Below are 19,817 nucleotides of genomic sequence, written 5' to 3' on the forward strand. Positions count from 1 at the left end.
ACCGGCTCAGGGCGTGATGACGGCGCGGCCGTCGATCTCCCGGTGTTCGAGCTTCTCGGCGACCGCGTTGATCTCGCCGAGGTCGTACCGGCTGGTGTGGAGGTCCACGTCGCCCTGCTCGACGAGCGCGACGAGCTCCTGGAGCTCGGCGTACCGGCCGACGATGTTGCCGACGAAGGAGAACTCGCCGTTCACCAGCGCCTGCGACGGCTCGTGGACGTGGCCGCCGTAGCCGATGACGTGGTGATCGCCGCCGGCGGCGGTGATCTCGGGGGCGTAGGCGGTCGTCACGTCCTCGCCGACGAAGTCGAGGACCTGCGCCGCGCCGGTGCCGTCCGTGATCCCCTCGATTTCGGCCGCCACGTCCTCCTCGCTCGGGTTGATCAGGTGGTCGGCGCCGTAGCTGTCCGCGAGGTTGAGCGCCGACTCCTTGAGGTCGACCGCGGTGATCCGGGCCGCGCTCATCGCGTCGAGGCACTGGAGGCCGATGTGGCCGAGCCCGCCGACGCCGATGACGACCGCGTGGTCGCCCGGGTTCAGGTCGCCGACCGCCTTCTTCGCGGCGTGGTACGCGGTGATCCCCGCGTCGGCGTGGGGCGCGATGTCGATCGGTTCGACGCCCGACGGGAGCGGGATCACCGAGCGCTCGCTGGTGTGGAGGTACTCGGCGAAGCCGCCGTCGGTCGTGAGTCCGTTGAACGCGTCGTTCTCGCAGTACATCGTCTCGCCGAGCCGACAGGGGCGACACGTGCCGCAGGTCTGGACCGGGTGGCAGATCACCGGGTCGCCCGGCGAGACGAGGTCGACGTTGTCCCCCGTCTCGACCACGGTGCCGGCGTTCTCGTGGCCGAGGGTCATGGGCAGCTCCTGCGGGACGTACTCGGCCCACATCCCCTCGATGATGTGGTTGTCCGTCTGACACCACCCCGCCCCCTCGACCTCGACGATCACGTCGTCCGGACCGCTCGCTGTCGGGCGGTCGACCTCGTCGATCGTCAGTCCCTCGCTCATGTCGTCCGTGTACTCGTGGAGTCTCGCGGCTTCCATGCGTGAGAAACTCACGCGGGATTCACATAAACGTTCGTCGCAGACCTCGCGGGCGCAGCGGTGCCGCGCGTCGATCCACCCGGCAGGGGGGTCACAGCAGCCGGTCGAACTCGCCCAGCGGCGGGAACCGAAGCGCGCTCGCCGCGTCGTCGGCGTCGCCGGCGTCGGGGTCGTACACGACCGGCGCGAGCGCGGCCGCGTCGGTGACGAGCGGTGAGTCGAGCCCGGTCCGGACCGCGTCGTTGACCGGGACGCCCGCCGCCAGGCGCGTGAACGCGGGCACCACGAGGAGGTCGGCGCCGCGGTAGGTCCCGGCGCCAGCGAGGAAACAGGGGCGCCGGTCGCCCTCGATCTCGATCGTCGGGTGGACGTGGCCGATCACGTAGCGGTCGGCGGACGCCGACGCGCGGTCGGCCGCCGGCGCCTCGTGGCCGTGGCGGACGACGGTGCGCGGCGGGCCGGCCGCGTCGCCGTCGGAGCCGTCGCCCCCGGTCAGGAGCAGCTCCTCGCTGACCGGTCCGTCCCACGCGTCGGCGAGCGCGGCGTCGTGGTTGCCGGCGACGAGTTGGAGGGTCGCGCCGCTCGCCTCGCAGCGGTCGCGGAGCGCGTTCAGGGTCCCGCGGGCCCTGTCGGTCACCCGGTCGAAGGTGTGGACCGCGTCGCCCGCGACGACGACCGTTCCGGGGTCGAACCGGTCGAGCAACGCGTCGAGGCGGTCGACGAGGTCCGCGCGCTCGCCGAGGGGCAGCGAGACGGCCGAGGCCTCGCCGCGGCCGACGTGGAGGTCGGCGAGGACGAGCGCGTCGTGGGCCCGGAGGTACACCGCGCGCTCCGCGAAGGCGGCGTCGGCGAACGCGGTCGGGCCCGCGGCGTCGGGGCGGCGGTCGGTCACCGGCCGTACCCGGTCGAGGGCTCGCGGCGCGCGCCGCCGCGGTCCGCCGGCCCGCCGTCGGCGTGGTTGCGGGCGGTCGCGTACGCCTCGCGGACGCGGCGGAACGACTCCTCGTCGCCGCCCTGGTCGGGATGGGTCTCCTTGACGCGCTCGCGGTAGGCGCCCTTCACCGCGTCGAGGTCGGCGTCGCGGTCGAGGCCCAGCTCGTCGAAGGCGTCGCCGACGGGGTCGGGCCGGCCGGCGGTCCCGGTCGCGGCCCCGAACCGGTCGCCGCCGAAGCGCCCGGCTCGCCCCGCGCTCGACCCGGCGGACTCGCCGGTCGCCCAGTCGGGCTCGTCGACGTCGAACGGGAGCCGGCGACCGAGCCCGCGGCCCGGCATCTCGTGCTCGCAGAGGACGGTGTAGACGCCCTCGCCCTCCAGCCGGAAGTAGTCGTGCGCGTCGAAGGTGATGGCGACGCCGCGCTCGGGGAGGTAGAAGGGGACCGTCACCTCGTCGATCGCGTGGTCCTCGGCGAAGCGCTCGCCCGCCGCCTCCAGGTACGTCCGGATCTCGCGGCGGCGACGCTCGTCGCCCGCGGCGCCGCGGCGGCCCGTCGCCGCGGCCGGGGCCGGCGCGAACCGGTCCCCGAGGTAGAACGCGACCGCGACGAGCGCGGTGGCGACGGCCCCGAGGCCGACCCCCCAGAGGACCCACCGCGGCACCAGCGTCGTGAGATCGGCGAACACACCCGCCGTAGCGGCTCCGCGGTAATCAACCTCCCGCCGGGGCGGGGGCTACGGGACGGGGAGCGGTGCGAGCGGTGTGGTGAGAAGCGAGGTTCCGTGAGGCCGACTCAGATCATCCCCTTCGACTCGAGCCCGTCGAGGATGTCGTCGACGAGCTCCTCGGCGGTGTCGTAGGGGAACTCCTGTTCGCTGCCGAGTTTCGCGGCCATCTCCATTGCGGTGAAGCTCACGTCGCCGGCCTCGAACTTCGTCGCCGGGCCGTCCGGCAGCGCCGGGACGAGGTCCATCTGGTTCTGGACGGGGAAGTCGGCGCCGCCGAAGGCCTCTAAGAACTGTTCGCGGAGTTCCGCTTTCACGTCGCTCATACACATCCAATCCCGCGAGCGCCCGCAAAAGGGTTGCGGAACAACGATAAACATATTTACGGTTGAATACCCGTCGCCGAAGGGCGACGGTCGTGCCGGATCCTGCGGACCTTTGTCGCTGGCGCGGCCACGTGCCGACATGCCACGCGAGTTCGACTTCGAGTTCGACCTGCTCCGAGAGCTGACGGAAGCCCGCGGCGTCCCCGGCTACGAGGACGACGTGCGCGAGATCGTCCGTCGCGAGTTCGCCGAGAGCGTCGACCGCGTCCGGACGGACGCGATGGGCAACGTCGTCGGCACGGTCGAGGGCGACTCGGACTACTCGGTCGCCGTCGCCGCCCACATGGACGAGATCGGGTTCATGGTCCGTCACGTCACCGACGAGGGGTTCGTCCAGGTCGACCCGCTCGGCGGGTTCGACGCCCGGGTGCTGCGCGCGCAGCGCGTCACCGTCCACGGCGACGAGGACCTGACGGGCGTCATCGGCTCGGTCCCGCCGCACACGCTCACGGAGGAGCAGCGGGAGAAGGACGACGAGGTGAAAGACGTCTTCATCGACCTCGGCCGCGACGCCGAGGCCGTCAAGGAGGCGGTGAGCGTCGGCGACCTCGTCACCCTCGACCAGACCACGACCCGGATGGGCGACCGGGTCACGGGGAAGGCGCTCGACGACCGGATCTGCGTGTTCGCGATGCTGGAGGCCGCCCGGCGGATCGAAGACCCCGACGTGACGATCCACTTCGCGGCGACGGTCCAGGAGGAGGTCGGCCTCCGGGGCGCGCGGGCGCTCGGCGTCGACATCGACCCGGACCTCGCGGTCGCGCTGGACGTCACCGTCGCCAACGACGTACCGCAGGTCGGCGACCCGGCGGACGCCGTCACCGAACTCGGCGAGGGGACGGCGGTGAAGCTGAAGGACTCCTCGGTGATCACCAGCCCGAAGGTCCACGCCCGGCTCACCGAGGTGGCCGAGAGCGAGGGGATCGACCACCAGCACGAGGTGCTTCCCGCGGGCGGCACCGACACCGCGGGGTTCCAGAACACGGCGGGCGCGAAGCCCGTCGGGGCCGTCTCGATCCCGACCCGGTACCTCCACACGGTCACCGAGACCGCGGACGGCGGCGACGTCGAGGCGACGATCGACCTGCTGACGGCCTTCTTGGAGTCCGAGACCGGCGAGCACGACTACACGCTGTAAGCGCGTCGCGCCGGCGCGGGTCAGTCGTCGCTCGGGACGCCTGGGCCCGGGTCGCTGGCCGCGCGGTGGGCCCCCCGCGCCTGCCACGCGAAGCCGACCGTCGCGAACGCGATGAACCCGGCCGCGAGCAGGAACCCGGTCTCCGTGCTCGTCCCGTCCATCGTGACGCCGACCAGCACCGGCCCGACGACCTGCCCGACCTTCCACGAGACGGACCGGAGGCTCATCGCGCTGGCGACGGAGTCGTACGCCTCGCCCTCGCTGACGAACAGCGACATGCTCGCCGGGAGGCGTATCGAGTCGGCGACCCCGAGGAGCGAGTAGGCGCCGAACAGCGCGAAGAAGGCCCCGCCGAGCGTCTGCGAGTCGCCGAGGTACGAGACGGTGACGGGCGAGAGGGTCCCCTCGAAGTACGCCGCGAGCGGGATGGTCGCGGTGCCGACGCCGTACAGGAGCGCGCCGACGGCGACGAACAGGTACGTGCGCTCGTAGCGGTCGGTGAGGTCGCCGACGAACCCCTGCGTGAGCGCCTTCGTCAGCTTCCCGCCCGCCATGATCCAGCCGATGGCGAACGCCGAAATGCCGAACGTCGTCCGCGCGTAGATGGGGAGGAAGATGATCACCGCCATCTTCCCGACGCTGAAGGTGAACCGGAAGAAGACCAAGGCGCGCAGCATCGGGAGCCCGAGCAGCGACCGGAACGTCTCGATCCCCCCCGCGTCCTCGGGGTCCTTCCGCCCGCCGGGGTTGTCGCGGAGGAACGCGAACACCAGGGCGAACGCCGCGAGCGTGACGAGCGTCAAGACGAGGTACGTCTCGGAGAACCCGTAGGCGTACAGAAGGTAGCCGCCGACGAGGTCGCCCGCGAGCGACGAGAAGGAGGCGAACTGGTTGTACGATCCCAGCCACCGCCCCTGCTCGTCGTCCGGGCTGATCTCGCCGATCACGGTCGCGCCCGTGATCCAGAGGACGCTCGCGCCGAGGCCCTGGACCATCCGCACGAGGATGATGTGGACGGAGCTGTCGACCAGCGCGAAGCCGACGAAGACGGCGACGTTGATCAGGAAGCCGCCGAGCAGCCACCGCTTCGCGTTCCCGGTGTCGACCTTCCGCCCCAGCGGCAGGACGATGACCAGCTGGACGATCGCGAACGCGGTGCCGAACAGCCCCTCGATGAACCCGGTGGTGCCGAAGAGGTCGGCGTACAGCGCCAGGGCGATGAGGATCGTCGAGTACGCCTGGCTACGGGCGAACGCGGTCCCGGCGAGCGCCGCGAACTCGCGGTCCCCGAGCAGCCGTACCGAGTTGCCGAACTTCGCCACGGTCGTCTCTGTTTCGAGCCAAGGGGATCCCGAGAAAAAAGCGCCGTCGATCCGGCGGTCCGCGTGGGGTTGTCGGTTCGACGGGACGACGTGGGCCGACCGCACCGGGGCGGACCGCGTTCCCGAACGGAAACAACGACCGGTTACTTCTTACGGAAGTGTGGGCAATTCCGTTCACGTCACACATGCGTCGTCGACAGTACCTGCGGGCGCTCGGCCTCGGCGGTGCCGCCTCGCTGGCCGGTTGTTCGACCCGGGCCCAGACGCCCTCCGGCGACCGCGGCACGGTGACGCTCGCGACCGCCACGACGGCGTACGACAGCGGGCTGCTCCCCGTCCTGAACCGGGGGTACGCCGACCGGTTCGGGGCGCGGGTGGAGTCGGTCGTTCGGGGGACGGGCGCCTCGCTCCGGACCGCCCGGGACGGCGACTGCGACGCCGTGCTCGTCCACGCCCGCCCGCTGGAAGACGAGTTCCTCCGGGAGGGACACGGGATCAACCGACGGCGGGTGATGGTCAACGACTTCCTGCTCGTCGGGCCGCCCGACGACCCCGCGGGCGCCGCGGGAGGCGATCCGGCGGCGGCGTTCGAGGCCGTCGCCGACGCTGGCGCGACGTTCCTCTCGCGCGGCGACCGCTCGGGGACGCACATCCGCGAGCGACGGATCTGGGACGAGGCGGGCGTCGACCCCGGCGGCGAGTGGTACCTCGAAACCGGTCAGGGGATGGGCGACACGCTGATCGCCGCCCGGCAGTCGGGCGCGTACACGCTCGTCGACCGCGGCACCTTCCTCGCCGTGGGCGGCGACGGCGCCCTGGCGCGGCACGTCGACCGCGGCATCGACGACCCGCCGCCGCTCCTCCGGAACGAGTACGCCGTCATCCCGGTCAACCCCGCGCGACACGACGCGGCGTACGCGCTCGCCATGTCCTACGTCGGCTACCTCACCGGCCCCGGCCAGTCGCGGATCGAGGAGTTCCGGGTCGACGGCGAGCGGGCGTTCCGGCCGCTCGCGCGCTCGGCCGACCCCGCGTTCGACCAGTACGTCCCGAGCGACTGGGACGGGTAGCGGCGCGCCGGGAGGAGGGGTCCGACGGACGGGGGCCGGCGCCCGACGCGCTCAGTCGTGCCGGAAGCAGCGCGAGCCGGTGAACGCCATCGCCATGTCGCGCTCGTCGGCCGCGGCGATCACGTCCTCGTCGTTGACCGAGCCGCCGGGCTGGACGACGGCCTCGATGCCGGCGTCGGCCGCCTCCTCGACCGCGTCCGGGAACGGGAAGAAGGCGTCCGAGGCCATCACGGCGCCCTCGGCGGACTTCCCCTCCGCGTCCTTCTCCGCTTTCATCGCCGCGAGCGTCACGGCGTCGACGCGGGACACCTGCCCCATGCCGACGCCGACCGTCTCCGTGCCGGTCGCGAAGAGGATGCCGTTCGACTTCACGTGTTTCAGCGTCTTCCACGCGAACAGCATCGTCTCGACCTGCTCGTCGGTCGGCTCGCGCTCGGTGACGACCTCTAAGTCGTCGGCGGTCGGCGACTGGCGGTCGCGCTCCTGGACGAGGCGCCCGCCGACGATGGGCTTCTCCGTGAACCGCTCGGAGAAGCGCTTGTCGCCCTCGCCGAGGGGGCCCACGTCGAGCACGCGGAGGTTCTTCTTCTCCGTGAGCACGTCGAGCGCGCTGTCGGTGTAGCCGGGCGCGACGACGACCTCCTTGAACGAGTCGGCGACGGCGGTGGCGGTGTCGGCGTCGCACTCGCGGTTCAGCGCGACGATGCCGCCGAACGCCGACTTCGCGTCGGTGCGCAGCGCGCGGTCGTAGGCGTCGGCGAGGTCCGAGCCGACCGCGCAGCCGGCGGGGTTCGTGTGCTTGATCACGGCGGCCGCGGGCTCGTCGAACTCCTTGACGAGGTCGAGCGCGGCGTCGGCGTCGTTGTAGTTGTTGTACCCCATCCCCTTCGCGCCGGGGTTCAGCTGGTCGGCCTCGACGACGCTCGCCTCCTCGCAGCCGTCGTCGACGTAGAGGGCGGCGTCCTGGTGCGGGTTCTCGCCGTAGCGCAGCGAGGCGGACCGCTCCTCGGAGACGAACCGCCGCTCCGGGAAGTCGCCGCCCACGTCGCCGTCGACCGCGACCCCGACCGGCTCCCCGTCGGCGTCCCGCTCGACGGTCACGCGGTCCTCGGCGAACCAGCGGACCGCCCGCGGGTACGCCGTGAACTCGGCCTCGCGGAGGACGCGCGCCTTCAGCGAGTCGGCGTCGTCGTCCTCGTACACCGGGATCGGCTCCTGGGTGACGACCGGGCCGGCGTCGACCTCCTCGGTGACGACGTGGACCGTACAGCCGGTCGTCCGGACGCCGGCGTCGAGGACCTGCTCGTGCGCGTCCGCGCCGGGGAACGACGGGAGCAGCGACGGGTGGACGTTCAGCGTCGTCGGGACGGCGTCGAGGAACTCGTCGGTGAGCACGCGCATGTAGCCGTCCAGGCAGACGAGGTCCACGTCGTAGTCCGAGAGCCGCTCGACGATCCGGCGCTCGTGCGACTCGCGCGACTCCCCCTCCTCGCGCTCGACGACTTCGGTCGGGATCCGGCGCTCGGTCGCGGCGCCCAACACGGGCGCCTGCTCGCGGTTCGTCAGGACGACCGACAGCTCCGCGCCGCCGGGCGCGGCGTCGGCGATGTGTCTGAGGTTCCGTCCCCGGTTGCTCGCGAGTCCCGCGATCTTCATACGCGAACATCCGACCGATCGGGTATATCGATTGCGGTCCGCGCCGCGTGTGTGTACACGATCGGGGATCGGAGAGTGGTTTTGTGGCGGTTCGAGGCGGATTCAGATCCACGTCCGTGCGACACCCTATCGACACGCTTTTGCTGGCTCCGGGGGCAGTCGCGGGCATGACCGACGATGCCATCTCGGGGCTGTCACGGTCGGACCCGCTCGCGGCCGTCTCGCCGCTCGACGGCCGCTACGCCGGCCGAACGGCGCCGCTGTCCCCGTACGCGAGCGAGGCCGCGCTGATGCGCGCCCGGACCCGCGTCGAGGTCGAGTACCTGCTCGCGCTGGGCGCCCTCTCGGCGACGCCGATCTCGTTCGACGAAGCGACTGAAGCCGCGCTCCGCGAGCTGTACGAGGGGTTCTCGGCCGAGGACGCGCGCCTGATCAAGGCCCTAGAGACAGAGGGCGCGGAGGGGTACGACGCGACCAACCACGACGTGAAGGCGGTCGAGTACTTCCTCCGCGTCCGGCTGGCCGAGGTCGCGGAGGCCCCCGACGCCCCCCTCGACGACGCCGAGGCGCTGTACCCGTGGATCCACTTCGGGCTCACCAGCGAGGACGTGAACAACCTCGCGCACCGGCTCCTGCTCAAGCCGGCGGTGAGCGAGGTGATCGTCCCCGCCGTCCGCGAGGTGCGCGACGCCCTCGCCGAGCTGGCCCGCGAGGGCCGCGACACGCCGATGCTGGCGCGCACCCACGGCCAGCCCGCGACGCCGACCACCTTCGGCAAGGAGATGGCGGTGTACGCCGCGCGGCTGGGCCGCGCGCTCGGGCGGGTCGTCGTCGCGAACGGGGACCTCTCGGGGAAGCTCGCGGGCGCCTCCGGCACCTTCGCCGCCCACGACGCCGCCTACCCCGACGTCGACTGGCGGGCGTTCTCCGCGTCGTTCGTGCGCGGCCTCGACCTCGAATACACCGCGCTCGCGACGCAGGTGAACCCCTGCGACGACCTCGCGGCGCTGTTCGACGCGCTCCGCGGCGTCAACAACGTCCTCCTCGATTTAGACCTCGACGCCTGGCTGTACGTCTCCGACCGCTACCTCGGGCAGGAGGCCGTCGAGGGCGAGACGGGCTCGTCGACGATGCCGCACAAGGTGAACCCGATCGACTTCGAGAACAGCGAGGGGAACCTCTCGAAGGCGAACTCGGACCTCACCTTCCTCGCCGACTACGTGACCGCATCCCGGCTCCAGCGCGACCTCTCGGACTCCACCGTTAAGCGCAACGTCGGCGCCGCGCTCGCGCACTGCCTGATCGGCTACTCGAAGGCCGCCGACGGGCTCGGCAAGGTCGTCCCGAACGAGGCGGTCATGCGCGAGGAGCTGGACGCGACCCCCGAGGTGATCGGCGAGGCGGTCCAGACGATCCTGCGCCGCGAGGGCGACACCGAGGCCTACGAGCGCGTGAAGGCGCTCTCGCGCGGCCGGTCGGTGACGCTCGACGACTTCCGCGAGCTGTTCGACGACCTCGACGTCGACGAGTCGGTCCGCGATGAGCTGAACGCGCTCACGCCCGCGGGCTACACGGGCGTCGCAGACGCGCTCGCGGACGAACTCGGGGACGGGGAAGACGAGGACGGCGGGTCCGCCTAGCGACGGCACAAGACGTTTACTCCTCGGCCGAGCAGGGGGGACCGATGCCCTCCGAAACCGACGACACGAAGTACTCCGTCTTCGGCGGCGACGAATCGACGGACGAGAGCGAGCGCGATGACGGCGGGTCGCCCGCCGGCCGCGGCGAGACGGCGAGCGACGACCGGCCGCAGTCCCTCGGCGGCGGCGAGGACGGCTGCCCGGAGTGCGGCGGCACCGAGACCGAGACCGACGAGATAGCCACCAGCGGGACGGGACTCACCAAGATGTTCGACGTCCAGAACCGGCGGTTCGTGGTCGTCTCCTGCGCGGAGTGCGGCTACTCCGAGCTGTATAAGGGCCAGTCGTCCGGCAACGCGATCGACTTCTTCCTCGGCTGAGCCGGGTCCCCGCGGCGGCTCGCCCCGCCGTCGAGCGATCGATTTTTGTCGGGCGGCGAACCAGTCGGGATATGGTCTCCCTCCGACCGCTGGCAGCCCTCCCGGTCGTCGGCGTCGTCGCCGACGGCCGCACGTATCGCCGCCTGCTGTACCTGCTGATCGCGGTCCCGCTCTGGTTCGTCTACTCGGGATTCGTCACGTTCGCGCTCGCCTTCGGGATCGTCTTCTCGGTCGTCCTCGTCGGGGTCGGCATCCTGATCGCGGCCGTCGTCGCCTCGCGGATCGCCGCCGGGCTCGAACGGTGGCTGGCGAACCGCCTGCTCGGCACCGACCTGGTCGCGGCGGACGACCTCCCCGCCGCCGCGGACGGCGGGTCGTCCGGGGCGGTCGCAACCGTTCGGGCGTACCTGTCGGCGCCGTCGACCTGGCGGGGGCTCGGGTTCGTCTCACTGAAGTTCTGGGTCACGGTGCTGGCGTTCGCGCCGCTCGCCGTCCTCGCGCGGTCGCTCGCGCTCGTCGCCGCCCCGATCCGGTACCCCTACGCGCCGCAGTTCGGCGAGGTGAACGGCGAGCCGGCGGTGTGGGCGATCGACACGGCGCCGGAGGCCGCCCTCGCGGCGGGCGTCGGGGTCGTCGGCCTGCTCGTCGGCCTCCACCTGACGAACCTGATCGCGGGCGGCGCCCGGCTGATGGCCGTCGCGCTGCTCGGAGAGAGCGACGAGTCGGACGACGGGGACGACGCCGACCGGGTCACGGTCGAGCGCGACGGCGACCGCGAGACGACTGACGACCGCGACGGGAGCGACGAGCGGGGGGCCGACAGCGACGACGAGCCGGACGCCGACGGCTTCGAGTTCGACGGGGAGCCCGCCGACCCCGACGGGGACCCGGCCGACCGCGGCTGACCCGCCCGGAGCGCTTATTCGACTCCGAGCGTCAGGACGGGTATGGCTCCGACGCTCGTGAGCGCGGCCGTGGGGGCGCTGCTCGCGGCCGCGCTGCTGGGCGGCGCGTTCGACCGGCGGGCGGTCGCGGTCGTCGTCGCGGCCGCGCTCGTCCCCTCCCTCGACGCGGCCGCGAGCCTCCTCGTCCCGGGCGCGACGAACGCCCTCCTCCACGCCGTCTGGGCGCCGCTGCTCGTCGGCGCCGCGGTCTACTGGGACACGTCGCTGCGCCCGGCGTCGGCGCTCCGCGACCGGTTCGGTCGCCGCGGCGTGCGGGTGGCGTGGGTCGCGCTCGCGTCGTTCGTGGTCGCCGGCGTCGGGTCCGCGCTGTTCGCCGGCGAGGGGGCGGCGCTCCTGTACCCGCTGGAGGACGCGCGCTACGTCGTCCGCGGGCGGCTCGTGCTCTCGACGCAGGAGGGGGTCGTCCAGACGTTCCTCGCGCTCGGCGGCGACGGGTCCGGCGTCCTGCCGCTCCGGACCGCCGGCGGCGCGGTCGCGGACCCGGTCGCCTCGTGGGTCAACCCCGACGGGCGCCCCGGCCTCGACCCGGCCGCGGACCGCGAGTTCCGGTTCGTCGACGGCGGGTGGCAACTCGTCGTCGTCGCTGCGGCGGCCGCGACGCTCGCGGTCCGGTCCCGCCGCGGTGGTGAGGCGACGGACGGCCGGGAGGTGGCCCGCTGAATGCCCTCGACGGTCGTCCACGCCGGGTTCGCGCTGCTGCTCGCGGCCGGGCTGCTCGGCGCGTACTACGACCGGCGGGCGCTCGCGGTCCTGCTGGTCGTCCTCGTCCTCCCGGAGGCGGACAGCTTCCTCGGGGTGGTCATGGAGGGCGCGCACCGCACCGTCGGCCACAACTTCGTCCTCCCCGGCGTCGCCGCGCTGGCGCTGTACTACGACACGCGCGTCCGGGAGCGGTCGCTGGTCCGCGAGCGGCTCTCGGCGCGGTGGGTCGCGATCGCGTGGGTCGCCCTCTTCGTCCACGCCTTCGCGCACGTCGCGATCGACTGGACCCACCTCGACGGGGTCAACGCCTTCTGGCCGCTCCGCGACCGCTTCTTCCGGCTGGACGGCGAGATCCTCTACTCGACGGCCGACGGGCTCGTCCAGACGTTCGTGGACGTGCGGATCGACCCGGAGACAGGGAGCCGGACCGTCGACGCGGGCGCGGGCGGCACCAGCGAGTCGGTCCACGTCGACAACCCGGTCCAGCCGCGCGACCCCGACCTCGACGTCGCGGAGCCGGTCGACCGCCGGTTCCCGATCGCGAACAGCGGGTGGCGGCTCTACCTGATCGGGCTGGGCCTGTTCGCGCTCGGCGCCCGGCGGCTCCAGGGCGACGGCGTCGGAGACGACGCCTGACGGACGTGCGCGATCCGACCGACGGCGACGCCCCTAACATGGTATGACCGCAGGGTAAACGTGGTCGGCCGCCTATCACGACGTAATGTCACCCCAACCGGACGCGGGGCGGTCGGACGCGGGCGAGCCGCTCGCCGGCGAGTCCATCGCGGTCGTCGGCGCCGGCTTCGGCGGGCTCGCTGCGGCCAGCCACCTCGCCGACGCGGGTGCGGACGTGACGCTCTTCGAGCGGAACGACCACCCCGGCGGGTACGCCGGGCGGATCGAGCGCGACGGGTTCCGGATCGACACCGGGCCCTCGTGGTACCTCATGCCGGAGGTGTTCGACCGCTTCTTCGAGCACTTCGGGCGCTCGACCGACGACTACTACGATCTGATCGAACTCGACCCACTGTACGAGGTGATCTGGAAGGACGGCGACCGCGCGTCGATGCCCGCCGACCGCGAGGGGCAGAAGGCGCTGTTCGAGTCCTACGAGTCGGGCGCGGGGGAGGTCTTAGACGACTACCTCGCGGACGCGGCGGAGGCGTACGAGCTGGGCATGGACCGGTTCGTCTACCCGAGCCGCTCGCGGCTGCGCGACATGGTCGACGCCGACGTGCTCCGGTCCGGCCGCGCGCTCCCGAAGCTCCGGGAGATGGACGACTACGTCGGCGACTACTTCGACAGCGAGAAGCTCCGACAGATCGCGGAGTACAAGCTCGTCTTCCTCGGCGGGTCGCCGTACAACACCCCCGCGATCTACACGCTGATGAGCCACGTCGACATGAACCTCGGCGTCTACCACCCGGTCGGGGGGATCGCGAGCGTCGTGGACGCGATGGCCGACCTCGCCGCGGAGCTCGGCGTCTCGATCCGGACGAGCGAGCCGGTGACCGCGATCGAGCCGTCGGTCCCGGCGTCGGTCCCGAAGTTCACCGTTGAGTCCGCGCCCCGCGAATCGGGCGCGTCGCCCCGCTCGGCCCGCTTCGACCGGGTCGTGGCGAACGCCGCCCCGCCGCACGTCGAGCGCGAGCTCCTCCCCGCGGGGACCGTCGACCGCGAGTCGTACTGGGAGTCGCGGACGTACGCGCCCTCGGCGTACCTCTCGTACATCGGCGTCGAGGGCGAGGTGGACCTCGACCACCACACGCTCGTGTTCCCGACCGACTGGCGGCCGCACTTCGACGCCATCTTCGACGAGCCGGGGTGGCCCGACGACCCCGCGTACTACGTCCACGTCCCCTCGAAGACGGACCCGGAGGCGGCGCCCGAGGGCCACGAGGCCGTCTTCCTGCTCGTGCCGCTGGCCGCCGGGCTGGATGACGACCCGGAGACCCGCGAGCGGTTCCGCGACCTGGTGTTCGACGACCTCGCCGAGCACGCCGGCGTCGACTTCCGCGACCGGATCGTCTTCGAGGAGACGGCCTGCGTCTCCGACTTCCGGCAACGGTTCAACGCGCCCCGCGGCACCGCGCTGGCGCTGTCGCACACGCTCGACCAGACGGGCCCGCTCCGGCCGGCGCACCGCGCGCCCGGCGTCGACGGCCTCTACTACGTCGGCGCGTACACGAACCCCGGAATCGGGATGCCGATGTGCCTGCTCAGCGGCGAACACGTCGCCGAGGCGGTCGTCGAGGACGCGACCGGGAGCGGCGCGTTCCCGTCGGTCGTCCCCACGTCGACGCTGCGGTGAGCGGCGAGGACGAGCGGTCGATCGCTCACTCGACGCCCGCGTCCGACCCTTCGATCGGCCGCGGCTCCTGCGCGGCGACCCAGTGCGTGACCGTGCCCGCGTCGCCGAACAGCGGCCGCAGCGTGACCCGGTTCGCGAACGGGGCGCCGTCCCGGCGGCGGTTGCGGATCTCGACGGTGACCGCCGACCACGTCGACAGCGCCTCGCGGAAGTCCGCGCGGGCGTCCGCGTCGGCGTCGGCGCCCTGGAACAGTCGGGGGTTCCGGCCGCGGAGCTCGTCGAGCGGGTACCCGGTCCGCTCGCGGAACCAGCGGTTGACGTAGACGATCGGGGTGTCGCGGTACGCCGGGCCGGTGAGGGTGAGACCGATCGGCGCGTCGTCGAGCGCTCGGAGCCGGTCGACGAAGCGCGCCTCGCGCTCCGTCCGGTCGTCGGGGTGGTCGACCGGCGTCGGGGCCCTCCCGAGCGCGAGGTCGTAGTCGTCGAGAAGCGCCGCGAGCGCGGGCCGGAACGAGCCGCGGTCGGCGTCGACCGCCGCGAGCACGTCGCGTCGGAGCGTCACGGATCCGGTTCGCGACCGACCGACAAGGCGGTGTCGCTCGGCGACCAGCGCGCCGCGCGCGGAGTCAGTACCGGAGCGCGCCGGGACGAGGCGAGCCCGCCCGACCGGACGTGGTTGCCGGCTGAAACGAAGGTTATGTGTCTCCGCTCCCGAGGTTCCGGTAACCGATGCGTCACGCCAGCGCCGCACTCGTCGCCGCGCTCCTCGTCGTGCTCGCCGGCTGCGGCGGCCTCGGCGGGCAGTCACCGACCGACGCCTCGCCGACCATCGAGTCCGTCGACGCGCCCGCGTCGCTCGGCCACGACGAGCGCGCGACGGTCCGGGCCACCGCTCGGTGGGCCGCCCTGGCCGACGGCGCGGCGGGCGGGGACGCGCCGAACGCGAGCCTCGATCCGGTCCGGGTGACGGTCCGGATCGGCGACGCGACGCTGCTCGCGGAGAACCGGTCCGTCCCGGCGAACGGCACGATGACGGTGACGGCCCCGGTCGACGCCGCGGCGCTCGACCCCGGCGAGCACGAGCTCGTCGTGACAGTCGGGGAAGCGAGCGCGACCCGGTCGATCGTCGTCGAGGAGGCGCGGGCGGCGACGTTCGCGGTCTCGGGGATCGAGGCCCCGGAACGCGTCGCCTACGGCGGGGACCTCTCGGTCACGGCGACCGTGACCAACCGCGGCGACCTGGCGGGCGCACAGACGGTCTCGTTCCGGTACGGCACCGCCGCGAGCGCGAACCGGACGGTGACCCTCGACGGGGGCGCCGAGACGCGGGTGACCGTCACGTTCGCGGACGTGCGGCTCGACGGCGGCGACCACCCGCTCGTCGTGGCGACCGCGAACCGGACGCGCGAGCGGGCCGTCTCGGTGGTCCACCCCAGTCCCTACGGGAAGACGACGCTCGGGCTCTACGTCGACGACGAGGCGGTCGACCGCGACGTCTCGGGCGTCGTCGCGGCCGCGACGGGCTACTGGGAGCGGAACGACGAGCGCTACCTGGGCTACCCGGTCGCGTACGAGCGCGTCGACGACGCCGACGCCGCGGACGTGGTCCTCCGCTTCGAGCGCGTCGAGCGGTGCGGCGTCGAGGACGACGACGCGCGGTACTTCGGCTGCGCGGACCTGCTCGTCGACGAGCCGCGGACCCCGATGACCGCGACCGTCGATCCCCGGATCTCCGACGCGGAGATGAACTCGACGATCATCCACGAGCTCGGGCACGTCCAGGGGCTCGAACACGGCGACGAGCCCGCCGGGCTGATGAACGCGACGAGCACGCTCGCCACCAATAGCCCGGTGAAAGTCCACCTGCGCGGGGACGACGGCGCGGTCACCGGCCCCGTCGAAGACGAGGTGGCCGCGGCGCTCGACCACTTCGCGGCTCGCGACGACGTCGTCGGCAACGACGGGTTCGCGTGGCAGTTCGTCGACAGCGCGCGCGACGCGCACCTCCAGATCACCTACGACGAGCGCGGCGAGGTCTGCTTCGCCGACGGCGGCGGGTCCTGTACGGTCGACGGCGAGTACTACGGGCAACAGGACGTGCGGCTGGAGGAGCTCGACGAGGAAGTCGTCGCGTGGCACGTCGGCGCGTCGCTGGCGCCGGTGCTGCTGGACGAGGTCCCGCCGGAGCTCACCGGCGAGGCGGACAGACGCGAGCGCGAGGCGTGGCCGGAATAGCGGTCGAGCGGCGAGCTACACCCGATACTTCGCTTCGAGCTTCGCGGTGAAGTAGACGTACCGACGCTCGACGCGCTCGAAATCGGTCCCCGGTATGCGGAGCGAGTCCTCAACGGAGCCGGCGTCGCGGACCGTCTCCTCGACCGGTTCGGTGGCGACCAGTCCCTTGGATTCGAGGCTCTCGATGACCGCCTCGACGTCTCCGTCGCCTCCGAGGACTCGGAGGTGTTCGGCCGGCAACCCCTCCGCGATCATGAACTCGAACGTGTCCCGCTCGACGGCCTCGCCCGCGTCGAGGACCCCCTCGACGAGCCGTTCCTCGGCGTCGGTCAACACGGTCGGACGGTCGTCTCTCGTGTCGCTACTTCACGGTTCGGGAGGTGGGATGCCCTCGTCTCGCCGTGGCGGGGTCGCCGAGCGGGCCCACGTCCCTACGACGCGCTCTCGACGCCGGTGACCTCGAACCTCGCTCCGCCGTCGGCGCCGTCGGTCACCCGCACGTCCCACCCGTGTGCGTCGGCGATCTGCGCGACGATGCTCAGCCCGAAGCCGGTGCCGTCGGCGTTCGACGAGAACCCGACGTCGAAGACGGCGTCCCTGTCGTCCGCGGGGATGCCCGCCCCGTCGTCTTCGAGGTAGAACCCGCCGTCGAGGCCGCCGACGGCGATGGCAACGTCGCCGCCGCCGTGTTCGACCGCGTTCCTGAGCAGGTTCTCCAGGAGCGTGCCCACCCGGCTGCGGTCGGCCCGGATCGTCGGGAGGTCGCCGACGAGTGAGACGGCGGCGCCGTCGACCTGCGCCTCGCAGTCGCGGACGACGGCCGCCAGCGGGATGTCGTCCAAGTCGCCGATCTCACTGCCCGCGCGGGCGAGGGAGAGCAGGTCGTCGATCAGTTCGAGGCTCCGGTCGATCGACCGGGCGGCGGGCGCCAGGTGGGCCAGGTCCCCGTCCTCTCGGGCGAGCGCGATACGGCCCTGCGCGACGCCCAAGGGGTTGCGGAGGTCGTGCGAGACGACGCTCGCGAACTCGTCGAGCTTGTCGCGCTCCCGCTGTAACTCGCGTTCGCGCTCTTTGAGGTCGCTGATGTCGGTCCCGGTCATGTACACGCGCTCGTAGGTCTCGGCGTACGCCTCGGGGACGTACAGTTCGAGGATCTGGTGCCGGCGCCTCCCGTCGAACGTGTTGGCGACCGTCTCGCCCCGGAACCGCGTCTCCCCGGCGGCGATGCTGGCCCAGAGTTCGACGGTGAGGTCCCACCCCTCCTCGCCGAGGACCTGATCGACGTTGTCGAGGAGGTGCTCCTTCGAACGCGCCCCGTAGTACTCCACCGCGTTCCGGTTCACGTCGACCGTTTCGACCTCGTCGAAGAGCGCCGCCACTTCCGCGGGGTGCGAGTCGAGAAACGCCGCGACCTCAGTCGGGTCGACCTCCAGCGAATCCAGGTACGACTTCGCCGCCGAGAAGTCGTGCTCCCAGATGACGATCGGGTTGTTCTCGAACAGCATTCGATACCGATCGCCGGCGCCGCCGGTCTGTTCGCGGGTATCGGCGTCGCCGGGGTCACCTCCCATGGCTACTCAACGCCCCTGTTAGTATATAACTACTAACACGGATTCAGATAGCGGAGGAATCCGACCCTGCGCGCTTACATGCCTCTCACGTTCCTTCGAGGCCGTATGCGCGGGACCGGATTCGAACCGCGAGGACTCGCTTCGCTCGTCCTCTGGGCTACAAACCCGCTCCTGCTCCTTCGCTCAGTCGCTACGCTCCTTCGCTCAGTGCGCGGGACCGGATTTGAACCGGCGGACCCCTACGGGATAGCGTCCTAAGCGCTACGCCTTTGGCCTGGCTCGGCAACCCGCGCGCAAACCAGCCTACGCGAAACCGAGTCAAGAACCTGACGAACCGACAGCGGCGATATGACTTATAAATACCGTGCGGCGGCGCGTGCCTGCGAGCGGCCGGAGCGAAGCGGCGGCCGCGAGGAGCACGCGCGAGGTCGCCGGAGCGAAGCGACGGCGACTGACGAGGCTGGGGAGGTGTGTGGCCGCTGTGCGGGGCGGGACTCAAAGGGGCGGCCGGGGCTTTGGGACGTGGTCGCCACCAACCGACCAGCAGAATTCACTCCGAACCGGTCACGAATCGCTCCCTACTCACCGTATCAGCAGTACTCGCAATCGCAGTACGCCTCGCAGACGGGGTTGTCGCAGTCCGCGCTCCGCGCGGAACAGTGCTCCCGACCGTGTCGGATCAAGAGGACGTGAAGCGGGTAGATCAGCTCGTCGGGCACCTGCGCGTCCAGCTCCTCGTGGGCGCGCTCGTTCGAGGCCGACTCCGGCACCAGCCCGAACCGCTTCGAGACGCGCTCGACGTGGGTGTCGACGGCCATCGTCGGCTTCCCGAAGTGGAAGTTCAACACGACGCTGGCGGTCTTCGGCCCGACGCCTTTGATCTCCGTCAGCCACGCCTTCGCGTCGTCAGTCGCCATCGCGTCGAGGAACGCAAGCGAGTACGCGCCGCCGGTCTCCTCGCGGATCGCGGTCAGCGCGCGCTGGATCCGCGCGGCCTTCTGGTCGGGGAGGCCCGCGACCCGGATCGTCTCGGCCAGTTCGTCGTGGTCGGCGGCCTCGATGGCCGCGAAGTCGTCGTAGCGCTCGAACAGCGCCTCGGCGGCGCGGCGCGTGTTCTCGTCGGCGACGTTCTGCGAGAGGATCGTCGTCACCAGTTGCCTGACGCCCTCGCCCGGCTCCGCGGTCGGGTCCGCGCCGTGTTCGGCGACCCGGTCGATCGGCTCGTACAGCTCGACGAGGTCGTCGTGAAGCGCGCGGACCCGCGTCTCGTCCCACGTCTGCGTCGACATACGCGCGCTACGTGCGCGTGCGACTTGAGACCGGCGACCGCGTGGGACTCGACGGCGCCGACCGCGGGCGACTCCGGGCGCGCCGACGCGGGCGTTTATATCCCTCCCTCGACTACCTCGCCGCGTGTACCGGGCGAGCGACCGAGTCGACAACGAGGCGTGGATCGAACTGCTCGATGAGGCGTGCCGCTCGCTCGACCTCGACGACGAGACGCGCTCGACCGCGGTCGACCTGTTCCTCTCGCGCGCCCCCGACGACGACCGCGGGAAGCGCGTCGCGGCCGCCGCCAGCCTCTACGCCGCCGGGCTGATCCGCGGCGAGGAGCGCTCGCAGTCGGCGGTCGCCGACGCGATGGACGTCTCGCGGCTCTCGGTCCAGAAACGCTGGAAGCCGATCTTAGAGGACGCCGGCTTCTCGCCGCCGTCGTGGTAACACGGCGGAGCGG

Annotated in this window: 20 protein-coding genes and 1 tRNA gene; 10 read left to right on the forward strand and 11 right to left on the reverse strand. The window is 72.0% G+C overall.

Annotated features, from left to right (window positions below; genetic code table 11):
• Nucleotides 1–6: 6 nt before the first annotated feature.
• From DVK05_RS03145 to DVK05_RS03160, 4 genes are all read right to left on the reverse strand, one after another.
• Complete coding sequence (locus DVK05_RS03145; protein ID WP_121561955.1) at nt 7–1,047, reverse strand: NAD(P)-dependent alcohol dehydrogenase; 1,041 nt, start codon at nt 1,045–1,047, stop codon at nt 7–9.
• Nucleotides 1,048–1,138: 91 nt separating this feature from the next.
• On the reverse strand, nt 1,139–1,939 hold the full coding sequence (locus DVK05_RS03150; RefSeq protein ID WP_121561956.1) for a metallophosphoesterase: 801 nt from the start codon (nt 1,937–1,939) through the stop codon (nt 1,139–1,141).
• Nucleotides 1,936–2,667 carry a J domain-containing protein gene (locus DVK05_RS03155; RefSeq protein WP_121561957.1) on the reverse strand — a complete coding sequence of 244 codons (732 nt, stop codon included), beginning with the start codon at nt 2,665–2,667 and terminating at the stop codon, nt 1,936–1,938. The genes DVK05_RS03150 and DVK05_RS03155 overlap by 4 nt, the downstream gene beginning before the upstream one ends.
• 107 nt (nt 2,668–2,774) lie before the next feature.
• Nucleotides 2,775–3,032, reverse strand: coding sequence for an MTH865 family protein (locus DVK05_RS03160; RefSeq protein ID WP_053772327.1), 258 nt, complete (start codon nt 3,030–3,032; stop codon nt 2,775–2,777).
• Between the two features lie 139 nt (nt 3,033–3,171).
• Between DVK05_RS03160 and DVK05_RS03165 the strand changes: the two genes are divergently transcribed.
• Nucleotides 3,172–4,230 carry a M42 family metallopeptidase gene (locus DVK05_RS03165; protein ID WP_121561958.1) on the forward strand — a complete coding sequence of 353 codons (1,059 nt, stop codon included), beginning with the start codon at nt 3,172–3,174 and terminating at the stop codon, nt 4,228–4,230.
• 20 nt (nt 4,231–4,250) lie between these two features.
• On the opposite strand, the gene DVK05_RS03170 is transcribed toward DVK05_RS03165, so the two are convergent.
• Nucleotides 4,251–5,552 (reverse strand): MFS transporter, encoded by a 1,302-nt coding sequence (locus DVK05_RS03170; RefSeq protein ID WP_121561959.1) that lies wholly within the window; start codon nt 5,550–5,552, stop codon nt 4,251–4,253.
• A 185-nt stretch (nt 5,553–5,737) separates the two neighbouring features.
• Here DVK05_RS03170 and DVK05_RS03175 point away from each other — a divergent pair, with 185 nt between their 5' ends.
• The gene (locus tag DVK05_RS03175; RefSeq protein ID WP_121561960.1) at nt 5,738–6,622 is read left to right on the forward strand and encodes a substrate-binding domain-containing protein; all 885 of its coding nucleotides are present in this window, start codon (nt 5,738–5,740) and stop codon (nt 6,620–6,622) included.
• Between the two features lie 51 nt (nt 6,623–6,673).
• Here the strand turns inward: DVK05_RS03175 and purH are convergent, their stop codons facing one another.
• Nucleotides 6,674–8,278, reverse strand: coding sequence for a bifunctional phosphoribosylaminoimidazolecarboxamide formyltransferase/IMP cyclohydrolase (gene purH / locus DVK05_RS03180; RefSeq protein WP_121561961.1), 1,605 nt, complete (start codon nt 8,276–8,278; stop codon nt 6,674–6,676).
• Nucleotides 8,279–8,445: 167 nt separating this feature from the next.
• Here purH and purB point away from each other — a divergent pair, with 167 nt between their 5' ends.
• The 6 genes from purB (at nt 8,446) to DVK05_RS03210 (ending at nt 14,276) form a co-directional block, all read left to right on the forward strand.
• Nucleotides 8,446–9,918 (forward strand): adenylosuccinate lyase, encoded by a 1,473-nt coding sequence (gene purB, locus DVK05_RS03185; RefSeq protein ID WP_121561962.1) that lies wholly within the window; start codon nt 8,446–8,448, stop codon nt 9,916–9,918.
• Nucleotides 9,919–9,962: 44 nt separating this feature from the next.
• Nucleotides 9,963–10,298, forward strand: a complete 336-nt coding sequence (locus tag DVK05_RS03190; RefSeq protein ID WP_121561963.1) for a zinc ribbon domain-containing protein — start codon at nt 9,963–9,965, stop codon at nt 10,296–10,298.
• 71 nt (nt 10,299–10,369) lie between these two features.
• Complete coding sequence (locus DVK05_RS03195; RefSeq protein WP_121561964.1) at nt 10,370–11,203, forward strand: sensor domain-containing protein; 834 nt, start codon at nt 10,370–10,372, stop codon at nt 11,201–11,203.
• A gap of 42 nt (nt 11,204–11,245) precedes the next feature.
• Complete coding sequence (locus DVK05_RS03200) at nt 11,246–11,923, forward strand: hypothetical protein (RefSeq protein ID WP_121561965.1); 678 nt, start codon at nt 11,246–11,248, stop codon at nt 11,921–11,923.
• The gene (locus DVK05_RS03205; protein WP_121561966.1) at nt 11,924–12,601 is read left to right on the forward strand and encodes a metal-dependent hydrolase; all 678 of its coding nucleotides are present in this window, start codon (nt 11,924–11,926) and stop codon (nt 12,599–12,601) included.
• A gap of 85 nt (nt 12,602–12,686) precedes the next feature.
• On the forward strand, nt 12,687–14,276 hold the full coding sequence (locus DVK05_RS03210; protein WP_121561967.1) for an NAD(P)/FAD-dependent oxidoreductase: 1,590 nt from the start codon (nt 12,687–12,689) through the stop codon (nt 14,274–14,276).
• Nucleotides 14,277–14,301: 25 nt separating this feature from the next.
• Here DVK05_RS03210 and DVK05_RS03215 read toward each other — a convergent pair whose 3' ends face one another.
• Nucleotides 14,302–14,838 carry a PAS domain-containing protein gene (locus DVK05_RS03215; protein ID WP_121561968.1) on the reverse strand — a complete coding sequence of 179 codons (537 nt, stop codon included), beginning with the start codon at nt 14,836–14,838 and terminating at the stop codon, nt 14,302–14,304.
• A 167-nt stretch (nt 14,839–15,005) separates the two neighbouring features.
• Between DVK05_RS03215 and DVK05_RS03220 the strand changes: the two genes are divergently transcribed.
• Complete coding sequence (locus DVK05_RS03220; RefSeq protein ID WP_121561969.1) at nt 15,006–16,511, forward strand: Ig-like domain repeat protein; 1,506 nt, start codon at nt 15,006–15,008, stop codon at nt 16,509–16,511.
• A gap of 15 nt (nt 16,512–16,526) precedes the next feature.
• Here DVK05_RS03220 and DVK05_RS03225 read toward each other — a convergent pair whose 3' ends face one another.
• The 4 genes from DVK05_RS03225 to nth all read right to left on the reverse strand — a co-directional run bounded on the left by DVK05_RS03225 (nt 16,527) and on the right by nth (nt 19,371).
• Nucleotides 16,527–16,847: a hypothetical protein gene (locus DVK05_RS03225; protein ID WP_121561970.1), complete on the reverse strand. Its 321-nt coding sequence runs from the start codon at nt 16,845–16,847 to the stop codon at nt 16,527–16,529.
• A 95-nt stretch (nt 16,848–16,942) separates the two neighbouring features.
• Nucleotides 16,943–18,082 (reverse strand): PAS domain-containing sensor histidine kinase, encoded by a 1,140-nt coding sequence (locus DVK05_RS03230; RefSeq protein WP_121561971.1) that lies wholly within the window; start codon nt 18,080–18,082, stop codon nt 16,943–16,945.
• Nucleotides 18,083–18,290: 208 nt separating this feature from the next.
• Nucleotides 18,291–18,375, reverse strand: a tRNA-Leu gene (locus DVK05_RS03235).
• Between the two features lie 297 nt (nt 18,376–18,672).
• Nucleotides 18,673–19,371: an endonuclease III gene (gene nth, locus DVK05_RS03240; RefSeq protein WP_121561972.1), complete on the reverse strand. Its 699-nt coding sequence runs from the start codon at nt 19,369–19,371 to the stop codon at nt 18,673–18,675.
• Between the two features lie 124 nt (nt 19,372–19,495).
• Between nth and DVK05_RS03245 the strand changes: the two genes are divergently transcribed.
• Nucleotides 19,496–19,804, forward strand: a complete 309-nt coding sequence (locus DVK05_RS03245) for a transcription initiation factor IIB family protein (protein ID WP_121561973.1) — start codon at nt 19,496–19,498, stop codon at nt 19,802–19,804.
• Nucleotides 19,805–19,817: the final 13 nt, after the last annotated feature.

Source organism: Halorubrum sp. Atlit-8R (genome assembly GCF_003666025.1).
Classification (GTDB): domain Archaea; phylum Halobacteriota; class Halobacteria; order Halobacteriales; family Haloferacaceae; genus Halorubrum; species Halorubrum salinarum.

What these genes read in the sequence shown, in the direction of transcription:
- DVK05_RS03160 (WP_053772327.1), bottom strand. Translation starts at nt 3,032, where the DNA reads ATGAGCGACGTGAAAGCGGAACTCCGCGAACAGTTCTTAGAGGCCTTC.
- DVK05_RS03230 (WP_121561971.1), bottom strand. Translation starts at nt 18,082, where the DNA reads ATGGGAGGTGACCCCGGCGACGCCGATACCCGCGAACAGACCGGCGGC.
- nth (WP_121561972.1), bottom strand. Translation starts at nt 19,371, where the DNA reads ATGTCGACGCAGACGTGGGACGAGACGCGGGTCCGCGCGCTTCACGAC.
- DVK05_RS03195 (WP_121561964.1), top strand. Translation starts at nt 10,370, where the DNA reads ATGGTCTCCCTCCGACCGCTGGCAGCCCTCCCGGTCGTCGGCGTCGTC.
- DVK05_RS03190 (WP_121561963.1), top strand. Translation starts at nt 9,963, where the DNA reads ATGCCCTCCGAAACCGACGACACGAAGTACTCCGTCTTCGGCGGCGAC.
- purB (WP_121561962.1), top strand. Translation starts at nt 8,446, where the DNA reads ATGACCGACGATGCCATCTCGGGGCTGTCACGGTCGGACCCGCTCGCG.
- purH (WP_121561961.1), bottom strand. Translation starts at nt 8,278, where the DNA reads ATGAAGATCGCGGGACTCGCGAGCAACCGGGGACGGAACCTCAGACAC.
- DVK05_RS03145 (WP_121561955.1), bottom strand. Translation starts at nt 1,047, where the DNA reads ATGGAAGCCGCGAGACTCCACGAGTACACGGACGACATGAGCGAGGGA.
- DVK05_RS03220 (WP_121561969.1), top strand. Translation starts at nt 15,006, where the DNA reads ATGCGTCACGCCAGCGCCGCACTCGTCGCCGCGCTCCTCGTCGTGCTC.
- DVK05_RS03210 (WP_121561967.1), top strand. Translation starts at nt 12,687, where the DNA reads ATGTCACCCCAACCGGACGCGGGGCGGTCGGACGCGGGCGAGCCGCTC.
- DVK05_RS03200 (WP_121561965.1), top strand. Translation starts at nt 11,246, where the DNA reads ATGGCTCCGACGCTCGTGAGCGCGGCCGTGGGGGCGCTGCTCGCGGCC.
- DVK05_RS03175 (WP_121561960.1), top strand. Translation starts at nt 5,738, where the DNA reads ATGCGTCGTCGACAGTACCTGCGGGCGCTCGGCCTCGGCGGTGCCGCC.
- DVK05_RS03205 (WP_121561966.1), top strand. Translation starts at nt 11,924, where the DNA reads ATGCCCTCGACGGTCGTCCACGCCGGGTTCGCGCTGCTGCTCGCGGCC.
- DVK05_RS03165 (WP_121561958.1), top strand. Translation starts at nt 3,172, where the DNA reads ATGCCACGCGAGTTCGACTTCGAGTTCGACCTGCTCCGAGAGCTGACG.